This is a genomic window from Pseudomonas sp. PvP028, assembly GCF_017832255.1.
Taxonomy (GTDB): domain Bacteria; phylum Pseudomonadota; class Gammaproteobacteria; order Pseudomonadales; family Pseudomonadaceae; genus Aquipseudomonas; species Aquipseudomonas syringae.
Genome location: NZ_JAFIBL010000001.1, coordinates 3,252,512 through 3,268,215 on the forward strand (window position 1 = coordinate 3,252,512; position 15,704 = coordinate 3,268,215).

Genomic DNA, 15,704 nt, shown 5'->3' on the forward strand with positions numbered 1-15,704 from the left:
CCGTCGGCTTGCAGCATGCCGTTATGCGGTCAGGTCACGACCTGGTAGCACGGCACGTACGCCGCGCCGCCTGGCAGCTTCATGCGGTGCTGATCGACGAAGGCCTGCAACAACTTGTCCAGCGGGCCCATGATCGATGGGTCGCCGTGGATCTGATAAGGACCATGCTGCTCGATCAGACGAATGCCCTTGTCCTTGACGTTGCCGGCGACGATGCCGGAAAACGCCCGGCGCAGGTTGGCGGCCAGTTCGTGAGTCGGCACATCGTGGTTCAGTTGCAGTCTGGACATGTTCTCGTGGGTCGGATCGAAAGGGTGCTGGAAGCTTTCCTCGATCTTCAGCAGCCAGTTGAAGTGAAACGCGTCGTTACGCTCGCGGCGGAACTGCTTCACTTCCTTCAGGCCCTGCGTCATCTGCCGGGCAACGTCTGCCGGGTTGTCGATGATGATCTGGTAGTGACGCTGCGCCTCTTCACCCAGCGTGGCACCGACAAACGCGTGCAGCTGCTGCAGGTAAGGTTCGGTGTTTTTAGGGCCGGTCAGGATTACCGGGAATGGCACGTCCTTGTTGTCTGGATGCATCAGAATACCCAGCAGATACAGGAACTCTTCGGCAGTGCCCGCGCCGCCAGGGAAAATGATAATGCCGTGGCCGACGCGCACGAACGCTTCGAGGCGTTTTTCGATGTCCGGCAGGATGACCAGCTCATTGACGATCGGGTTGGGCGCTTCGGCGGCGATGATGCCCGGCTCGGTCAGGCCCAGGTAGCGACCGCCAACGATGCGCTGCTTGGCGTGCGCGATGGTCGCGCCTTTCATCGGGCCTTTCATCACGCCGGGGCCGCAGCCGGTGCAGATATCCAGGCTGCGCAGGCCCAGCTCGTGGCCGACTTTCTTGGTGTATTTGTATTCTTCGGTATTGATCGAATGGCCGCCCCAGCACACCACCATCTTCGGCTCGACACCGGCGCGCAGGGTACGAGCGTTGCGCAGCAGGTGGAACACGTAGTCAGTGATGCCCTGGGAATTGCTCAGGTCGATGCGCTGGCTGTCCAGCTCGCTTTCGGTATAAACGATGTCGCGCAAGGCGCTGAACAGCATTTCGCGGGTGCTGGCGATCATTTCGCCGTCGACGAATGCATCGGCAGGCGCGTTGAGCAGCTCCAGGCGAACGCCGCGGTCCTGTTGATGGATGCGGACTTCAAAACTCTCGTACGCTTCAAGAATGGTCTTGGCATTATCGACGTGGGCGCCGGTATTGAGAATGGCCAGGGCGCACTGGCGAAACAGGGTATAGGTGCTGCCTGAACCGGCCGCGCTGAGCTGCTGCACTTCACGTTGGGACAGGGTTTCAAGGCTGCCTTTCGGGCTTACGGTGGCGTTAATCACTTGTCTTGGGATCATTCTATTTTCCATTAGAGCGATGCAGTCGAGCATCAGGATGGCGAATATCGAGAACATTCGCCCCTGTGGAGCCTTTTCTACAGCACTTGGCCGGGAAAGCAAACGCCGGACCGCAGACGTCCCCTGTTTGAGCCGTTGTGCGTCATCGCAGGATTGAATCGGCAGGCGAATTCTTTTGAAAGCAGGCACTTGCTTCGCTGACCGTGCGGCTGAATTTTGACGCGGACAACGGGCAATAGTGAACCTGACCCCTTTAACGGAGTCTGTTAGCTGATGGACTTTCTGGACGGCCTGCATGAAAGGGATCATCAGGTGCTTTTTCAACGCGCCTGATAGGCAGACATTCCGTCCGGGCAGGAGTTGCAAAACCGTTGATCACTTGCCGCTCCCATCCTTAGCCGGCCCGTTAAACGAGGCTTTATTTTCATTTCAGATAAAGATAATTATCGCCATGTCTCGTCATTTTTCCGCACTTCTTTCCCGAGCCCCTGGCCTGTTCGCCGTTTCGCGTCGCTTGCTCGGCGCAGGCCTGGTTGGCGCTGCATTGACCGTTGTCATGCCTGGCAGCGCACAGGCCGCAGGCAGCGATCGCTGGGTCAGCGACAGCCTCACCACCTATGTACGCAGCGGACCAACCGACGATCACCGGATCGTGGGGACGCTGAAATCCGGGCAGAAGGTCGAGCTGCTCAGCGCTTCGGGCAAGTTCAGCCAGGTGCGTGGCGAAGGCGGTTCCACGGTGTGGATTCCGAGCAGCGACTTGCAGGAAGTCCCTGGGCAGGCCGAGCGTGTGCCACAGCTGACTCAGCAGGTCGCCGATCTGACCGAGCAACTGGCGGGCATCGACAATACCTGGAAGACCCGCGTGCAGGGCATGCAGGAAACGCTGGACGCGCGCAAGAAACTGGTCGACGAACTGGAGGCGCGCACCAAGACCCTCAACGATCAACTGGCCGACTCTCAGGCTGAATTGCGTGCGACTCAGGCGCGACTTGGCGATGAGAACAAGCAAGTGATGATGCGTTACATGGTCTACGGCGGCAGCATTGCCGGTGCCGGCTTGCTGGTCGGCCTGATCCTGCCGGCGTTGACCAAGGGCCGCAAGAAGAACGACGGCTGGGTGTAAACCGCCTGGACCACCTCACATGCCAGCGCCCCGCGCTGGCATGCTGTCCACCACGTTGTGCGTTATATCGAGTGCGCAGCCGATGTGTGACGGACCTCTCCGAAAATGCCTTTCCCCTGCCGCAATCACGACCCAGCCCACACTCTTTATGTCTGCCTGGCATAGGGTTCGTGTGCGAAGTTGATGTTCGTTCTACAGTTTCTGCGTGGATGGTCGAAAAACTGAGTGTTGCCCTCAGCCTCGCGCTTTGATGCGCGGGGAGGGGGCATGGCAAGTTGTGTTATGGCTCTTTGCCATCAGTTATTATGTGCGTCCTGAAAAATGGGCTGCCGAGTCGGGTCTGAATGATGTTCAGGCCGCGGATCTCATATTTTCACCCTCTCCTGTGCAGGAATCCGGATGCTGGCGTACAACCAAAAAAGCTTTCTTATCGTTGATGATTTCTCTGACTTTCGCAGTTCAGTGAGATCGATGCTGCGTGAACTGGGCGTCAAGGAAGTGGACACCGCCGACTCCGGCGAGCAGGCTCTGCGCATGTGCTCGCAAAAGCGTTATGACTTCGTGCTGCACGATTTCAACCTGGGTGATGGCCGCAAGAACGGCCAGCAGGTGCTGGAAGACCTGATGATCGAGCGCCTGCTGAGTTACGAAAGCGTATTCATCATGGTCACTGCCGAAAACAGTCAGGCGATGGTCATGAGTGCGCTCGAGTGGGAGCCGGATGGTTACCTGACCAAGCCGTTCAACCGCGCCGGGCTGGCCCAGCGGCTGGAAAAGCTGGTGCAGCGCAAGACCTTGCTCAAGCCGATTCTGCAGGCCCTCGACCGTCGCAAACCGGCCGAGGTGCTGGCCGCGTGTGACAAGCTGATCGAGCAGGACCCGCGTTATGCGCCGTTGTGCCTGCGCTACAAGGCCGATGCCTTGCGTGACCTGAAGCAGAACGAGCCCCTGGAAGCGTTCCTCAAGACCATTCTGGCTGATCGGGCCACGCCGTGGGCCTACGGCGCATTGGGCAGCCTGCTGCTCAAGCGCGGCAAGACCGCCGAGGCGCAGGCTGTCTACGAACAGGCAATCAAGGCATTTCCGACCATGCCTGCGCTGTTCGATGGCCTGGCTGATGTGCTGGTCGCGCTTGGCGATGGCAAGCGCGCGCAGTCTGTGCTGGAAAGCGCAGTGCGCCTGTCGCCGCTGGCGGTGCGTCGGCAGAAGCTGCTGGGCAAGCTGGCACTCGGCAACGATGACTTCGAAAGTGCTTCCAAGGCCTATCGCCAGGCCGTCTCCCAAGGTCAGCATTCGCGTTTCAAGGATCCGGAAACCAACCTCGGGTTGGCGCATGCGTTGATCAGCAAAGGTGGCGATCAGGGGCTCGATGCGCGCACCCGTGTCGAGATCAACAACGCCCTCGTCGATGTCGCCAAGGAGCATGGCGATGACGAGGGGCTGCAAGTACGTACCCGGCTAATGAAGGCGGCCAGCCTGCAGCATTCGGACCCGGAAGCCGCAGCCAAGCTCACCGAGCAGGCAATGGCCAGGCTGGATGGCATGGAGCAGGTGCTCAGTGCCGACGCCGCACTGATGGTGGCTGCGCAACTGAAGAAACTCGGTCAGGAAGAGGCCGGTGCCGGCGTCTTGAAGAGTTGTGCCGGGGCCTACGGCGACGATCCTGCAGTGATGAAAAGCATTGCCAGCATGACCGATGATCCGGCGATTCTGGGGGCCAGCAAGGCGGCTGTCGATTTCAACCTGCAAGGCGTGCGCAGTTACAAGGCCGGCAACCTCACCGAAGCACAAGCGTTTTTTCGCAGTGCGCTTGGCTTGCAGCCAAAGAACATCAGTATTGCGCTGAATATGGTGCAGTCGCTGCTTCACCCTGGCCAGAATCTGGGCCAGGCCGGAATTGACGAGTGTCGTGCCAGCCTGACCATGCTTGGCAAGATCCCGGAAAGCGATCCACGTTATGAGCGCTACCATAAACTCAGGGAGAGGGCGTTTAGCGCATGAGTGAAGAGACAGAGCAGGGCCTCGACTTTTCCATGGTGATCGCCTCCACGGTGCACGACATGAAGAACTCGCTGGCGACCCTGACCCAGGCACACAGCCAGTGGCAGGCGAAGCTTTCGGTCCAGCAGCGCGACACGTCCGAGCATGGCATCATCGACTATGAATTTGCCAACCTCAACGGCATGCTCGTGCAGTTGCTCGGCCTCTACAAGCTGGGTGTCAACCAGATGCCATTGCGTCCGGACTACCACGAACTGGACGATTTCATCGAAGCGCAACTCGCCCATCATCAGGACGTGCTGGCCAGCCGCGGGATTGCCGCGCGTCATGCGATCGACGTGGCAAGCCCCTTGGGCTTTTTCGACCGCGAACTGATCGGCTCGGTGGTGGGCAATATCATCGTCAACGCCATCGGCTTTGCCCGCGAGCAGATTTCTGTGAGTGTCGGTGATGAAGGCGGGCAGCTGAAAATCACCATCAATGACGATGGCCCCGGCTACCCGGCGTATCTGATCGAGCGCCAGACCGACTATGTGCAGGGCATTAACCAGGGCAGCGGCAGTACCGGCCTGGGCTTGTACTTCGCTGCGCACATTGCCCGGCTGCATGTACGCAACGGCATGCGCGGGCGCATTGAAATCGCCAACGGCGGCGTGCTGGGCGGGGCAATGTTCAGTATGACCCTGCCCTGAGGCAGCGGCCTTGCAACGAGGACCCCGCAACGCCTTGTCAGGATTGCGGGGCGTGTTGGGCGCTTAGATATTCAATCCGAAGTTCTGTTTGATGCTGTTCAGGCTGTCCATCAGCTCCTGATCAGACGCCAACGGATGTCTGACCGGTTCGCAGCCGTGCTTGAGCGTGAAGTGTTCAATGGCTGCGAGGGCGTTTTTGCGGTGCAGGGTATCGGACGAAATCGTTGAGCCCTCGAGCGTCCAGGGCTCGTCGCCCAGATACAGCTGCGAATTATCGATGTCGGCAAAAAACCAGAAAGGCGGGTGCATGTTCTGGTTGATGATGGCCAGTGTGTGATCGACGTGTTCAAAGGCGTTGTGATACGTCTCGTCCATCAGGCCGGCCGCTTCCAGGCTACGTCTGGAATAGTAGGAAAACGCACCAACGCAATGGCGGTACAAGGGCAGGTTGATGCCATTGCCGTAGTCAATCCGGTACACCGCGTTGGCCTCGCCGGACGGCGTCTTGTTCATCAGACCATGCTGGCTGTAGTTGAGGTGCTGAATGCCGGTCAGCGTCGAGGTCAGAATATAAAGCTCGAAGACTTCCGGACTTTTTATATAGATGTCGTCTTCGATCAGGAACAGGTGTTCACACCCGGCGTCCATGAGTCGCGACAAAGCTCTGTTCTTGGATTTTCCAACGCCGAGGTTGGTTTCGTTATTGAAGAAGACCTCGCTGTCATACGCTGAAAACTCCGGGTACACCTCGCCGTCATTGATGATGACAACGCAGTCGATGATCTCGGCAGGCAGGGAATCGTAAAGCTTTTTCAGCAGCGCAGGACGGTTGTAGGTGACGATTCCGCAGCCAACCTTTTGACCATTGATCATGGTGATCCTCTGTTCTCTCGGGCGTTAGCGTGATTGTTTGTTGATTGGCGTCGCAGCGTGGCGGGCAGTTCAAGCCCGCGCTGACGTAAATCGATGTATGTACGCGGTGGATTGCAATATTTGCGCCAATTGCTGGCACGCCAAAGGCCTGGAGCGGTGCTGGTTAAAGTTTTAGCGGACACCGCCGAAATCGTTGAAAGGCTGTATTCGATATCACGATGAGCGGTGGGTGGGTGATGCTGTTAGCTAAAAAGTACTGCCAGGGGCACGGTATAGAGTTGGGCGCCGCGGCTCACAATGCGTTCAATCTTGCCCATTGCCTGAACGTTGCGCCGTGCAACGGTGTGGATTTTCTGCACCCTCGCGACATGGAAGACTATCAGCAGTACTTCGTCGAGCAGATGAAAGTGTCGGGCGACGTTTCGAAGGTCGACATGCTGGGCGATTTTCAATGCATCCATACGGCAGACTCGTCGGTTGACTATCTGATCAGTTCGCACGTCATCGAGCACGTCCCCAACCTGCTTTCTGCCTACGTCGAATCCTTCCGAGTGCTGAAGAACGGCGGGGTATTCTTCTGCATCTTTCCCAAGCGCACCGCAGCCAAGACTGATCGGGCGCGTCGTTTGACGACGCTGGCGCAGATGATCGAGGACTATGAAAACAAGGTCGACATGACCACCGTCACTGAAGGCGAGTGGCGCGGTCACTATCAGGTCTTTTCCCTGCAAAGCATGCTCCGCGCGGTCAATTACGTTAACTCGTCAGGCCTGGGTTGCTGGTACATCGAGTGCGTCGAAGAAACCGATTCGAAAGTAGGCAACGGCCACACCGTCGTGCTGCGCAAAGTGGAGGGCCTGTCTGCCGAAAAGTGGCAGGACGTCGGCGACTTCAACACCCAGTTCAACCAATTGTTGATGGCGGGCAAGCTCGAGAACGCGCTGACGCTGACCAAGATTATGCTGTCATTCAATTTTTTCGATGCCACCAGGCTGCATCTCGCCGGCGCCCTGAGTCGTCAGTTGGGCAATGTGGCCGAAGGCGTCGAATTCCTGCGCCAGGCCCTTGTGGTCGACCCGGAAAACGAAGACTACCGAAAGGAATTCATCGAAGTGACCGGGACACCTTTCCATAACCCGGTTCTCTGACACGTCGAGCAGCAGGCCGACAGCGTGAAGCGCGGTGCTTGAAGATTGCAGCCTGAAGGTTGAAGCTTGGCGTTTGCTGCTCAACTAAAAGGACTGACCCATGACACGCAATGACCCCCATCCGCAGCAAGAAATGCTGATGGGCATTGATGAAGTGGAGTGTGTAACCCCGGATTTGAACGGTGTACCGCGCGGCAAGGGGATGACGGCTGAAGGTTTTCTCGAAGGTCGCCGTTTGCAGCTGGCGCGCGGCGTGTTGTTGCAATGCATCATGGGCGGCTATCCGCCGGCGCACTTTTACGGCAGTGACGACGGCGATCTGGCGCTGATCAGTGATCCGCAGCAGCTCCACCGTCTGCCCTGGAGCACGTCGCCGCGTGCCTTGGCCATTTGTGATGCGCAGGACCTCGATGGCCAGCCCTGCATGCTCTCCACCCGTAATCAGCTCAAGGCGGTTATCGCCCGTTACGCTGCGCAGGACCTGGTGCCAGTGGTGGCCACCGAACTTGAGTTTTTTATCTTCGCGCCCAATCCCGAGCCGCTTTATCCGTTTGAGCCGCCGACTGGGCTGGACGGGCGACGCGAACAGGGGCACTCGGCATTCAGTGTCAGCTCCAACAACGGCTTGCGGCCTTTTTTTGCCGAGGTGTATGCCTGTATGGCCGCGCTGGGCCTGCCACGTGACACCGTGATGCACGAGATGGGGGTCAGTCAGTTCGAGATCAACCTGCTGCATGGCGATCCGCTGCTGCTGGCCGATCAGACTTTTCTGTTCAAGCACTTGCTCAAGGAGGTTGCGCTCAAGCACGGGCTCATCGTGGTGTGCATGGCCAAACCGCTGGCGCATACGGCGGGCAGTTCGATGCATATTCATCAGAGCGTGGTGGCAGCAGAGACCGCAGTGAACGTCTTCAGTGATGCGCAGGGTGAGCCGACCGACGCGTTTCGTCATTTTATTGCTGGCCAGCAAGCCTGCATGGCGGACTTCACCGCGCTGTTCGCGCCCAATGTGAATTCCTACCAGCGCCTGTGCCATCCTTATGCGTCACCCAATAACGCCTGCTGGTCCTACGACAATCGCGCTGCCGGATTACGCATTCCGTCGAGTGCAGCGGCGGCCAGAAGGGTGGAAAATCGTCTGCCGGGCGCTGACGCCAATCCTTATCTGGCTATTGCCGCAAGTCTGGCGGCCGGGCTGCATGGCATCGAGCAACGACTGCAACCGACGCCGCCGCTGCAGGGCGAACTGGAGGTGCCGGAAGAATTGTTATTGCCGTGTACCTTGCACGCTGCTCTGGAGCGTCTGAAAAGCAGTCAGTTGGCCAAGGAACTGTTTGGTCATGAATTCATCGAAGGCTACATCGCGTCGAAGACCCTGGAACTGACCAGTTTTTTTGACGAGATAACCCCCTGGGAACGGCGCGTGCTGGCTGCTCAGGTTTAAGAATCGCAGTGTCGGGCTCGCCCAGTCGGGCGACTCCCTATTTTTGGAAAGTTGATGCGCCAAATCTGGAAGTCCTTTCGAGCGCTTTATTTTGCCTCGTTGATGATGTTGATCGGCTCGGGTCTGCTGAGCACTTATCTGGCCCTGCGCCTGGCCGCCGATCAGGTTGACAGCCTGTGGGTGGGTGCGTTGATGGCTGCCAACTATTTCGGTCTGGTACTGGGCGGCAAGATCGGTCACCGCCTGATCGGCCGTGTCGGGCATATTCGCGCCTACGCCACCTGTGCCGGCATCGTCGGTGCGGCAGTGCTCGGGCATGGCCTGATTAGCTGGTTGCCAGCCTGGCTGGTGCTGAGGGTGATCGTCGGTCTGGGCATGATGTGCCAATACATGGTCATCGAGAGCTGGCTGAACGAGCAGGCGGCTGCCAAACAGCGCGGCATGGTCTTCAGCGGCTACATGATTGCGTCCTACCTGGGGTTGGTGCTGGGTCAGTTGGTGCTGGTGGTTCACCCGCAACTGGGGCCTGAGCTGCTGATGCTGGTGGCGATGTGTTTCGCTCTGTGTCTGGTGCCCGTCGCCATGACCCGGGCGATTCACCCGGCACCGCTGCATCCGGCGCCACTGGAGCCGCGCTTCTTCATGAAGCGTGTGCCGCAGTCGCTGACGGCGGTACTGGGCGCCGGTCTGATCATCGGTTCGTTCTATGGTCTGGCACCGGTCTACGCCGCCGAGCAGGGGCTGTCCACCGAGCAGGTCGGTCTGTTCATGGGCTGCTGCATTCTGGCCGGTTTTCTGGTGCAGTGGCCGTTGGGCCTGCTGTCCGACCGCTATGACCGCTCCGTACTGATGCGTATCTTTGCCGCCGCGTTGGTGGTGGCGTCGTTACCGCTGGCGGTGTTCCCCAGCGTGCCGGTCGAGGTGCTGTTCGGTGTCGGGTTTCTGGCTTCGCTGATGCAGTTCTGCCTTTATCCGCTGGCAGTGGCCTTCGCCAATGACCACGTCGAGGCCGAGCGCAGAGTGTCGCTGACGGCCATGTTGCTCATGACCTACGGCATCGGCGCCAGTATCGGTCCGCTGGCTGCGGGTGTGGTGATGAAGCTGTTTGGCGGGCACATGCTGTATGCGTTCGTGTGTGGCGCTGGTGTGATTCTGGTACTGCTGATCAGGCCAAAGGCGGTCACTCACCTGCACCAGGTCGAAAACGCACCGCTGCACCACGTTGCGATGCCGGACAGTATGTCCAGTTCGCCACTGGTGGTTGCACTTGACCCGCGTGTCGACGAGCAGGTGGTTCAGGAACAGATGCAGGCAACCGTTGAGCCAGAGCCGGAGCCGGATTCCGAGGTCGTGTCCGAAGCAGAGGTCGATACGGAAAGCGAGGTTCTGGTTCAGGCCGGGCCGGCTGCCGAGGCGGAAACGGCTGAAGCCGATGAGCATGAACGCGAGCGTGAAAGCGAGACCTGGAAGGCCTGACGAGTAGCGCAGGGCAGTGCACGATTGCGGCAGCAATGCCGCAATCGTTGGGCGATTCGGATGAGTGTCAGAAGTCGTCGTCTTTGTCGAAGCGTCGTGCTTCTCGCTGTAACTGATAGACGAAACGTTCGACCTGACGCTGCACCAGCCCACTCATGTTGTGGAAGCGCACGCCGGCAAAGGTAGTGTTGATTCTTTCTTCGAAATGCAGATGGCGTAACTCGACAGGCGCTGTCATGGCGCCGAAAGGCAGCTTGGCAACGAAGCGTTCGTATACCTGGCCCAATTGCATGCGATCGGACACGTCGCCCTCGAAGCGCAACTTGCAACCGGTAGCAGAAATATCCAGCAGCTTGCCGGCCAGCGTAAATTTCAGGCGGTCACCGCCGATTTCGACGTCGACCAGTTGCGCCAGCTTAAGCGCGGCCCGGAATGCGTTGCGGCGCTGGTGATAAACCACTTCCTCAGGCATCGGACCACGGTACATGCGTTGACCGTCGGTGCTGAGGATGTCCATTTGCGCAGTACTTTCCCAGGCAATCCGCACCCCGTCGTGAAAGCCTTCGACGCGGAAGGATTCGCCGTTGCTCAGAAATCGTTCGCCATCGCGGGGGATCATTTCGTCGAGGGCCATGACGTTGTTGTCGCGGTCGACTTCAAGTATATAGCTCTGAAAGCGCTGGGGGCGCTCATGAAAGGTAATGATCAGAGGATCATGACTCTCGAGTAGCAGCCGCAGGTTAGCGGCAATTTCCAAAGGTGTATTGAGAACCTTCGGGGGCTGCGGAGCATCGTCCGCGCTTGAGCCATTCACGTTCTTGAATCTCCAGGCAAAATACTACGGCAACGCAACATCAGGCATTCTGCCACCATGCACGAAACCTTGATACAGGAAGTTACGCCTGACTCAGAGGGCGTGGTTTTGCTCTAAGTGCAGTCGACCCGCGGCTGTCATAGAGTGTAGGCGTATCGCCACCGTTCAAGATGCGAAGCTGGTGAGCGGTACTGACCTGCTGCATCTGGATCAGACTACCATTGCGCTCGTTGAGCGTCTGGCATTCATTGATCAACGTATTCAGCTCGTCGGCAGCCAGCAGCAATTGCTCACCGATATCCGACTGGCTGGCCAGTTGCTGGAGACCACTGCGATTGGCTGGCAGCCCCATGCCCGCAAGCACCTGGCTACGTTTGCGACCATGTTGATCGAGAAGAATGACCAGCGCCTGTTTCTGCGCCAGCACCTGCTCCATCTCGCCCATGTCGCGGCCGTGAAGAATCAATGATTCGGCCTGCAACAACTCAAGGAGCTGTCGGGCCGAAACCATGTCGTCAGTGATCATCTGCAGCAAAGTAGTGTCTTGCATCGCATGCTCTGGTTTTTAAGCGTCCAGAATATCCAGCGCCAGCCTGAGCTTAGCGTTGGGTTTCGAAATTCAACAGTTTGCTGGCGACACGGTTGCTGTCCACTGTGTAGCTACCGTCGGCGATGGCCTGTTTGAGCTCGGCAACGCGAGCACTGTTGACGGTTGGCAGATCGGTCAGCTTGTCCGTGATTTTCTGCAACTGTTGAGCCTCACTGCTCAAGGAAAAAGTTTCCCCGGTGCTTTTGACGCCTGCGGTGACGGCAGGGTCTGGGGCAGCGGTTTTGGCGGTGTCTTTACTGGGGCTGGTACGGGAAGCACCGGCAACAGACTGTGAGTTGTTAAGGCGACTGAAATCTATGACCATGATTGAAAAAACCTCTGGGTGTTTGGACGCTTGCCTTGTTTTCGGCCAACCCCTATCAAACTTTAGGCTGATTGTGAGAAAGCTTCCCAATAGACGACATTTGCCGTCGGGCATTCCCCGCAGTCTAAAAAAAACACACCCTTCGCGCCACTATCAATGCACTACATAGCGACTTCCACCTGCCCTGGGCCGGTGACACTTGCCTTGATCACCCGCTGGGAATTGAGGTTTTTCACCCGTATCTGTTCGTTGAAGCCTCCATCGGACATCGCTTCGCCGGGCATGCGAACCGCCAGCGAGCCGCTGCGGGCAATGATCACAACCTGATCGCCCTTGTGAACCATTTGTGGCTGCTCAAGCGCCACCGGGGTAATGACCTGGTCGATGACCATTTGTCGGACAACCTTCTGACCGACTGCCTGATCCAGCGATGCCAGGAAACCCTGACCCAGGCTGCTGACATCCCGCTCGCGCATCGCAACGTCTTCTTCGGTGACGATCGCGTCACGCTTGAGCGGGCGCATCACGGTCACGACGTTGCGATACAGCAGCACCTGGGCGGGTACAAACACCGTCCAGGGTGAAGAACCTTCGCAGCGCACCCGCACGGTGACCCGGCCAACCGGGCGCGGACTTTCCAGTGTGGCTGTCAAATCCTTGTCGCAGGCACCCATCCTTAAACGCGGGTCGAGTTGCTTGACCTGTATCTCATGACGCCCGTCAATCTGGTTGGTTGCCAAATAGTCTTCTACTGTGAACTCAAGAAACCCTTGGGTGACGCCGATAAGCTGCTCAGGCAGTGTGAAATTCTCGGCGCGAGCGAGGGTCACCGTGCTGGAAAGGCACAGCAGGGCGATTGCGCACAGAAGCCTGCGGGTTTCTAATGCGAGGTGTCGAGAAATTGTCGTCTTTGCGTTCATGAAGTAATAAATAGCAAAGCCCGTGCCGCTTGTTGATCTGGTGTCTGGGCGGCGGTCATTTTGTAAGGGGGTTCGGCATGGCAGGTGTAATGGATTCGGTAAACCAGCGAACTCAGCTGGTGGGTCAGAATCGCCTGGAGCTGCTCTTGTTCCGTCTCGACGGCAAGCAGCTCTATGGGATCAACGTCTTCAAGGTAAAAGAAGTACTGCAATGCCCGAAACTCACCATCATGCCCAAATCGAGCAAGATCGTTCGGGGCGTGGCCAATATTCGTGGCGGCACGATCCCGATCATGGATCTGGCAATGGCGACAGGTTCCACAGGCATGATTTCGCTGGTTAATTCCTTCGTCATCATTACCGAGTACAACACCAAGGTTCAGGGCTTTCTGGTGCATTCTGTCGAACGCATCGTCAACATGAACTGGGAAGAGATTCATCCACCACCCAAGGGCACCGGGCGCGATCATTACCTGACCGCCGTTACCCGGGTTGATAACCAGCTGGTGGAAATCATCGACGTCGAGAAAATTCTCGCCGAAGTCGCTCCAGTGTCCGAAGAGATCTCGGTCGGTGTCATTGACGCCGAGGTTCAGCACAAGGCTGTCTCCCTGCGCGTGCTGACGGTCGACGACTCGTCGGTGGCCCGCAAGCAAGTGAGCCGCTGCCTGGAAACCGTCGGGGTGGAAGTCGTAGCGCTCAACGATGGTCGTCAGGCGCTGGATTACCTGCTCAAGATGATCGCAGAAGGCAAAAAACCTGAAGAAGAGTTCCTGATGATGATCTCCGACATTGAAATGCCGGAGATGGATGGCTATACCCTTACCGCAGCAATACGTAATGATCCACGCATGCAGAAGATGCACATCACTTTGCATACCTCGCTGTCAGGGGTATTCAACCAGGCGATGGTCAAGAAAGTTGGCGCGGATGATTTTCTCGCGAAATTCAGGCCTGATGATCTGGCGGCCAGGGTCGTTGCGCGGATCAAGGCAGCAGAATAACCAGCCGGGGGCGTCGTCCCCGGTGATTCACATGATTTGAGAGGCGGCACTTTGTCTACGGGTAATTTGGATTTTGATCAGTTCCGGGTATTTCTGGAAAAAGCCTGTGGCATCCTGCTTGGGGAAAACAAGCAGTACCTGGTGTCCAGCCGCCTCAACAAATTGATGGAGCAGCAAAGCATCAAGTCGCTTGGCGAGTTGGTCCAGCGCATTCAGACCCAGCCGCGCAGTGGTTTGCGCGAGCAGGTAGTCGATGCGATGACCACCAACGAAACCCTGTGGTTTCGCGATACTTATCCATTCGAAGTGCTGAAGAACAAGGTGTTGCCCGAGCAGATCAAGGCCAGCCCTGGTCAGCGACTGCGCATCTGGTCGGCCGCCTGTTCGTCGGGTCAGGAACCGTATTCGCTGTCGATGTCCATCGATGAGTTCGAGCGTGCCAATCAGGGGCAGCTCAAATCGGGCGTGCAGATCGTCGCAACCGATCTGTCGGGCTTGATGCTCAATAACTGCAAGACCGGCGAATACGACAGTCTGGCCATTGGCCGCGGCCTGTCGCCGGATCGTTTGCAGCGCTTCTTTGACGTAAAAAGTCCGGGCCGCTGGGTGGTCAAGGCGCCGATCAAGAGTCGCGTGGAATTCCGCTCGTTCAACCTGCTCGACAGCTACGCCTCGCTGGGCAAGTTCGACATCGTTTTCTGCCGTAACGTATTGATCTACTTCTCGGCCGAAGTGAAGAAGGACATCCTGCTGCGTATCCACGGCACGCTCAAGCCAGGCGGCTACCTGTTTTTGGGGGCTTCCGAAGCACTCAACGGTTTGCCGGATCACTACCAGATGGTTCAGTGCAGCCCCGGGATCATCTATAAGGCCAAGTGACGATCTGTCAGTTGCCTGTCATGAAAAAAGAGACCTTCGGGTCTCTTTTTTTGTGCGCGGCCGAAAACAGCTCTGATCGTCTGCCCATCGGTTTCATGTTTGCGTACTGCTGCCGCTCACCAGTTTTGCAAAAGCGTTGGCGGCAGCGCTCTGGTAGCCGTTTTTACGTCGCAGCAGCGCAACCGTCCGCCCAGGCAAGGCAGGGATGGTCTGAACTTCGCGCAATCCAGGCTGCTCGCGAACGATGGCATCGGGAAGAATGGTCGCCATGCGGCCCTGGGCGACGACCTTGAGCAAAATGGCAATCGAGTTCGCCTCTAGGCCGACTGTCGGCTTGAAGTTTTGCATCTGGCACCAGGCATCCAGCGACTGGCGAGTGGCGAATCCGGGAGCGAGCAAGGCAAAGCGAAGCGCTTGCAGGTCCTCAAGTGTCAATGCGGCCTGCTTTTCGGGGCCAGGCTTGGCCATGACCAGGCACAGTTGTTCATCGAACAGAGCCTGGCTGTCTATCTCGACAGCATGACTGCCGGCAAAGCCGATGGCCAGATCGAGCGCGTCACTGATCAATGCCTCGGTAATCTGCTCCAGAGGCAGTTCTGTGAGGATAATTGCCACTCCGGGATACAGCGCGCTGAAGCGGTCGATCAGTGGTGCTATCAGGTATTCACTGAAGGTGGGCGTGACGCCGAGGCGCAATTGTCCGCGTGACAGATCGCTGACATCGTCGAGCGCACGCTTCCCGGCCTCCAGCTCAAGCAGGCAGCGACGCGCGTGGTCCAGATACACGCGGCCGGCATCGGTCGGCACGACACTGCGGCGGGTGCGGTCGAACAGTTGCACACCCAGACTGCTTTCCAGCTGCCTGATCTGCTGCGACAACGCCGGTTGCGAGACATGCAGGGCCTCGGCTGCCCGGGTGAAATTGCTATGGTCGGCGATTGCCAGCAAATAACGTATATGGCGTAAGAGCACAGCATCACCATAAGTCAGGATTATGGCGATGATCATAA

General features: G+C 58.0%; 15 protein-coding genes. 8 read left to right on the forward strand and 7 right to left on the reverse strand.

Annotation, left to right across the window (positions count from 1 at the left end; all coding sequences use genetic code 11):
• Positions 1-29 precede the first annotated feature (29 nt).
• Positions 30-1,403, reverse strand: a complete 1,374-nt coding sequence (gene ppnN / locus JOE34_RS14430) for a nucleotide 5'-monophosphate nucleosidase PpnN (protein WP_003391287.1) — start codon at positions 1,401-1,403, stop codon at positions 30-32.
• Between the two features lie 451 nt (positions 1,404-1,854).
• Between ppnN and JOE34_RS14435 the strand changes: the two genes are divergently transcribed.
• The 3 genes from JOE34_RS14435 (at position 1,855) to JOE34_RS14445 (ending at position 5,222) form a co-directional block, all read left to right on the forward strand.
• Positions 1,855-2,529: a TIGR04211 family SH3 domain-containing protein gene (locus JOE34_RS14435; RefSeq protein ID WP_003316760.1), complete on the forward strand. Its 675-nt coding sequence runs from the start codon at positions 1,855-1,857 to the stop codon at positions 2,527-2,529.
• Between the two features lie 399 nt (positions 2,530-2,928).
• On the forward strand, positions 2,929-4,530 hold the full coding sequence (locus tag JOE34_RS14440) for a tetratricopeptide repeat-containing response regulator (protein ID WP_003347299.1): 1,602 nt from the start codon (positions 2,929-2,931) through the stop codon (positions 4,528-4,530).
• Positions 4,527-5,222, forward strand: a complete 696-nt coding sequence (locus JOE34_RS14445) for an ATP-binding protein (RefSeq protein WP_003391290.1) — start codon at positions 4,527-4,529, stop codon at positions 5,220-5,222. Before JOE34_RS14440 ends, JOE34_RS14445 begins: the two co-directional genes overlap by 4 nt.
• Before the next feature lie 63 nt (positions 5,223-5,285).
• Here JOE34_RS14445 and JOE34_RS14450 read toward each other — a convergent pair whose 3' ends face one another.
• Entirely contained in the window at positions 5,286-6,095 is an 810-nt protein-coding gene (locus JOE34_RS14450) for a hypothetical protein (RefSeq protein WP_003316764.1), read from the reverse strand.
• Positions 6,096-6,331: 236 nt separating this feature from the next.
• Between JOE34_RS14450 and JOE34_RS14455 the strand changes: the two genes are divergently transcribed.
• The 3 genes from JOE34_RS14455 (at position 6,332) to JOE34_RS14465 (ending at position 10,163) form a co-directional block, all read left to right on the forward strand.
• Entirely contained in the window at positions 6,332-7,243 is a 912-nt protein-coding gene (locus tag JOE34_RS14455; RefSeq protein WP_004416963.1) for a methyltransferase domain-containing protein, read from the forward strand.
• Between the two features lie 202 nt (positions 7,244-7,445).
• The gene (locus JOE34_RS14460; protein ID WP_183133142.1) at positions 7,446-8,687 is read left to right on the forward strand and encodes a glutamine synthetase family protein; all 1,242 of its coding nucleotides are present in this window, start codon (positions 7,446-7,448) and stop codon (positions 8,685-8,687) included.
• A 54-nt stretch (positions 8,688-8,741) separates the two neighbouring features.
• Positions 8,742-10,163 (forward strand): MFS transporter, encoded by a 1,422-nt coding sequence (locus JOE34_RS14465; protein WP_003391298.1) that lies wholly within the window; start codon positions 8,742-8,744, stop codon positions 10,161-10,163.
• A gap of 67 nt (positions 10,164-10,230) precedes the next feature.
• Here JOE34_RS14465 and JOE34_RS14470 read toward each other — a convergent pair whose 3' ends face one another.
• The 4 genes from JOE34_RS14470 to flgA all read right to left on the reverse strand — a co-directional run bounded on the left by JOE34_RS14470 (position 10,231) and on the right by flgA (position 12,811).
• The gene (locus JOE34_RS14470) at positions 10,231-10,977 is read right to left on the reverse strand and encodes a flagellar brake protein (protein WP_003391300.1); all 747 of its coding nucleotides are present in this window, start codon (positions 10,975-10,977) and stop codon (positions 10,231-10,233) included.
• Positions 10,978-11,059: 82 nt separating this feature from the next.
• Entirely contained in the window at positions 11,060-11,527 is a 468-nt protein-coding gene (locus tag JOE34_RS14475; protein ID WP_003316769.1) for a flagellar protein FlgN, read from the reverse strand.
• 49 nt (positions 11,528-11,576) lie between these two features.
• The gene (gene flgM, locus JOE34_RS14480) at positions 11,577-11,891 is read right to left on the reverse strand and encodes a flagellar biosynthesis anti-sigma factor FlgM (RefSeq protein ID WP_003316770.1); all 315 of its coding nucleotides are present in this window, start codon (positions 11,889-11,891) and stop codon (positions 11,577-11,579) included.
• A gap of 161 nt (positions 11,892-12,052) precedes the next feature.
• Positions 12,053-12,811 carry a flagellar basal body P-ring formation chaperone FlgA gene (gene flgA / locus JOE34_RS14485; RefSeq protein ID WP_003417867.1) on the reverse strand — a complete coding sequence of 253 codons (759 nt, stop codon included), beginning with the start codon at positions 12,809-12,811 and terminating at the stop codon, positions 12,053-12,055.
• A 77-nt stretch (positions 12,812-12,888) separates the two neighbouring features.
• Between flgA and JOE34_RS14490 the strand changes: the two genes are divergently transcribed.
• Together JOE34_RS14490 and cheR are read left to right on the forward strand one after the other, a co-directional pair.
• A complete protein-coding gene (locus tag JOE34_RS14490) occupies positions 12,889-13,815 on the forward strand; it encodes a chemotaxis protein CheV (RefSeq protein ID WP_209996013.1) in 927 nt (308 codons plus the stop codon).
• Between the two features lie 51 nt (positions 13,816-13,866).
• Positions 13,867-14,694, forward strand: a complete 828-nt coding sequence (gene cheR, locus JOE34_RS14495; RefSeq protein ID WP_003347319.1) for a protein-glutamate O-methyltransferase CheR — start codon at positions 13,867-13,869, stop codon at positions 14,692-14,694.
• 93 nt (positions 14,695-14,787) lie between these two features.
• Here cheR and cynR read toward each other — a convergent pair whose 3' ends face one another.
• Positions 14,788-15,702 (reverse strand): transcriptional regulator CynR, encoded by a 915-nt coding sequence (cynR, locus tag JOE34_RS14500; protein WP_010425419.1) that lies wholly within the window; start codon positions 15,700-15,702, stop codon positions 14,788-14,790.
• Between the last annotated feature and the right edge of the window lie 2 nt (positions 15,703-15,704).

Excerpts from the sequence above, each read along its gene's own strand:
- ppnN (WP_003391287.1), bottom strand. The coding sequence starts at position 1,403 with ATGATCCCAAGACAAGTGATTAACGCCACCGTAAGCCCGAAAGGCAGC.
- JOE34_RS14435 (WP_003316760.1), top strand. The coding sequence starts at position 1,855 with ATGTCTCGTCATTTTTCCGCACTTCTTTCCCGAGCCCCTGGCCTGTTC.
- JOE34_RS14440 (WP_003347299.1), top strand. The coding sequence starts at position 2,929 with ATGCTGGCGTACAACCAAAAAAGCTTTCTTATCGTTGATGATTTCTCT.
- JOE34_RS14445 (WP_003391290.1), top strand. The coding sequence starts at position 4,527 with ATGAGTGAAGAGACAGAGCAGGGCCTCGACTTTTCCATGGTGATCGCC.
- JOE34_RS14450 (WP_003316764.1), bottom strand. The coding sequence starts at position 6,095 with ATGATCAATGGTCAAAAGGTTGGCTGCGGAATCGTCACCTACAACCGT.
- JOE34_RS14455 (WP_004416963.1), top strand. The coding sequence starts at position 6,332 with ATGCTGTTAGCTAAAAAGTACTGCCAGGGGCACGGTATAGAGTTGGGC.
- JOE34_RS14460 (WP_183133142.1), top strand. The coding sequence starts at position 7,446 with ATGACGGCTGAAGGTTTTCTCGAAGGTCGCCGTTTGCAGCTGGCGCGC.
- JOE34_RS14465 (WP_003391298.1), top strand. The coding sequence starts at position 8,742 with ATGCGCCAAATCTGGAAGTCCTTTCGAGCGCTTTATTTTGCCTCGTTG.
- JOE34_RS14475 (WP_003316769.1), bottom strand. The coding sequence starts at position 11,527 with ATGCAAGACACTACTTTGCTGCAGATGATCACTGACGACATGGTTTCG.
- flgM (WP_003316770.1), bottom strand. The coding sequence starts at position 11,891 with ATGGTCATAGATTTCAGTCGCCTTAACAACTCACAGTCTGTTGCCGGT.
- flgA (WP_003417867.1), bottom strand. The coding sequence starts at position 12,811 with ATGAACGCAAAGACGACAATTTCTCGACACCTCGCATTAGAAACCCGC.
- JOE34_RS14490 (WP_209996013.1), top strand. The coding sequence starts at position 12,889 with ATGGCAGGTGTAATGGATTCGGTAAACCAGCGAACTCAGCTGGTGGGT.
- cynR (WP_010425419.1), bottom strand. The coding sequence starts at position 15,702 with ATGATCATCGCCATAATCCTGACTTATGGTGATGCTGTGCTCTTACGC.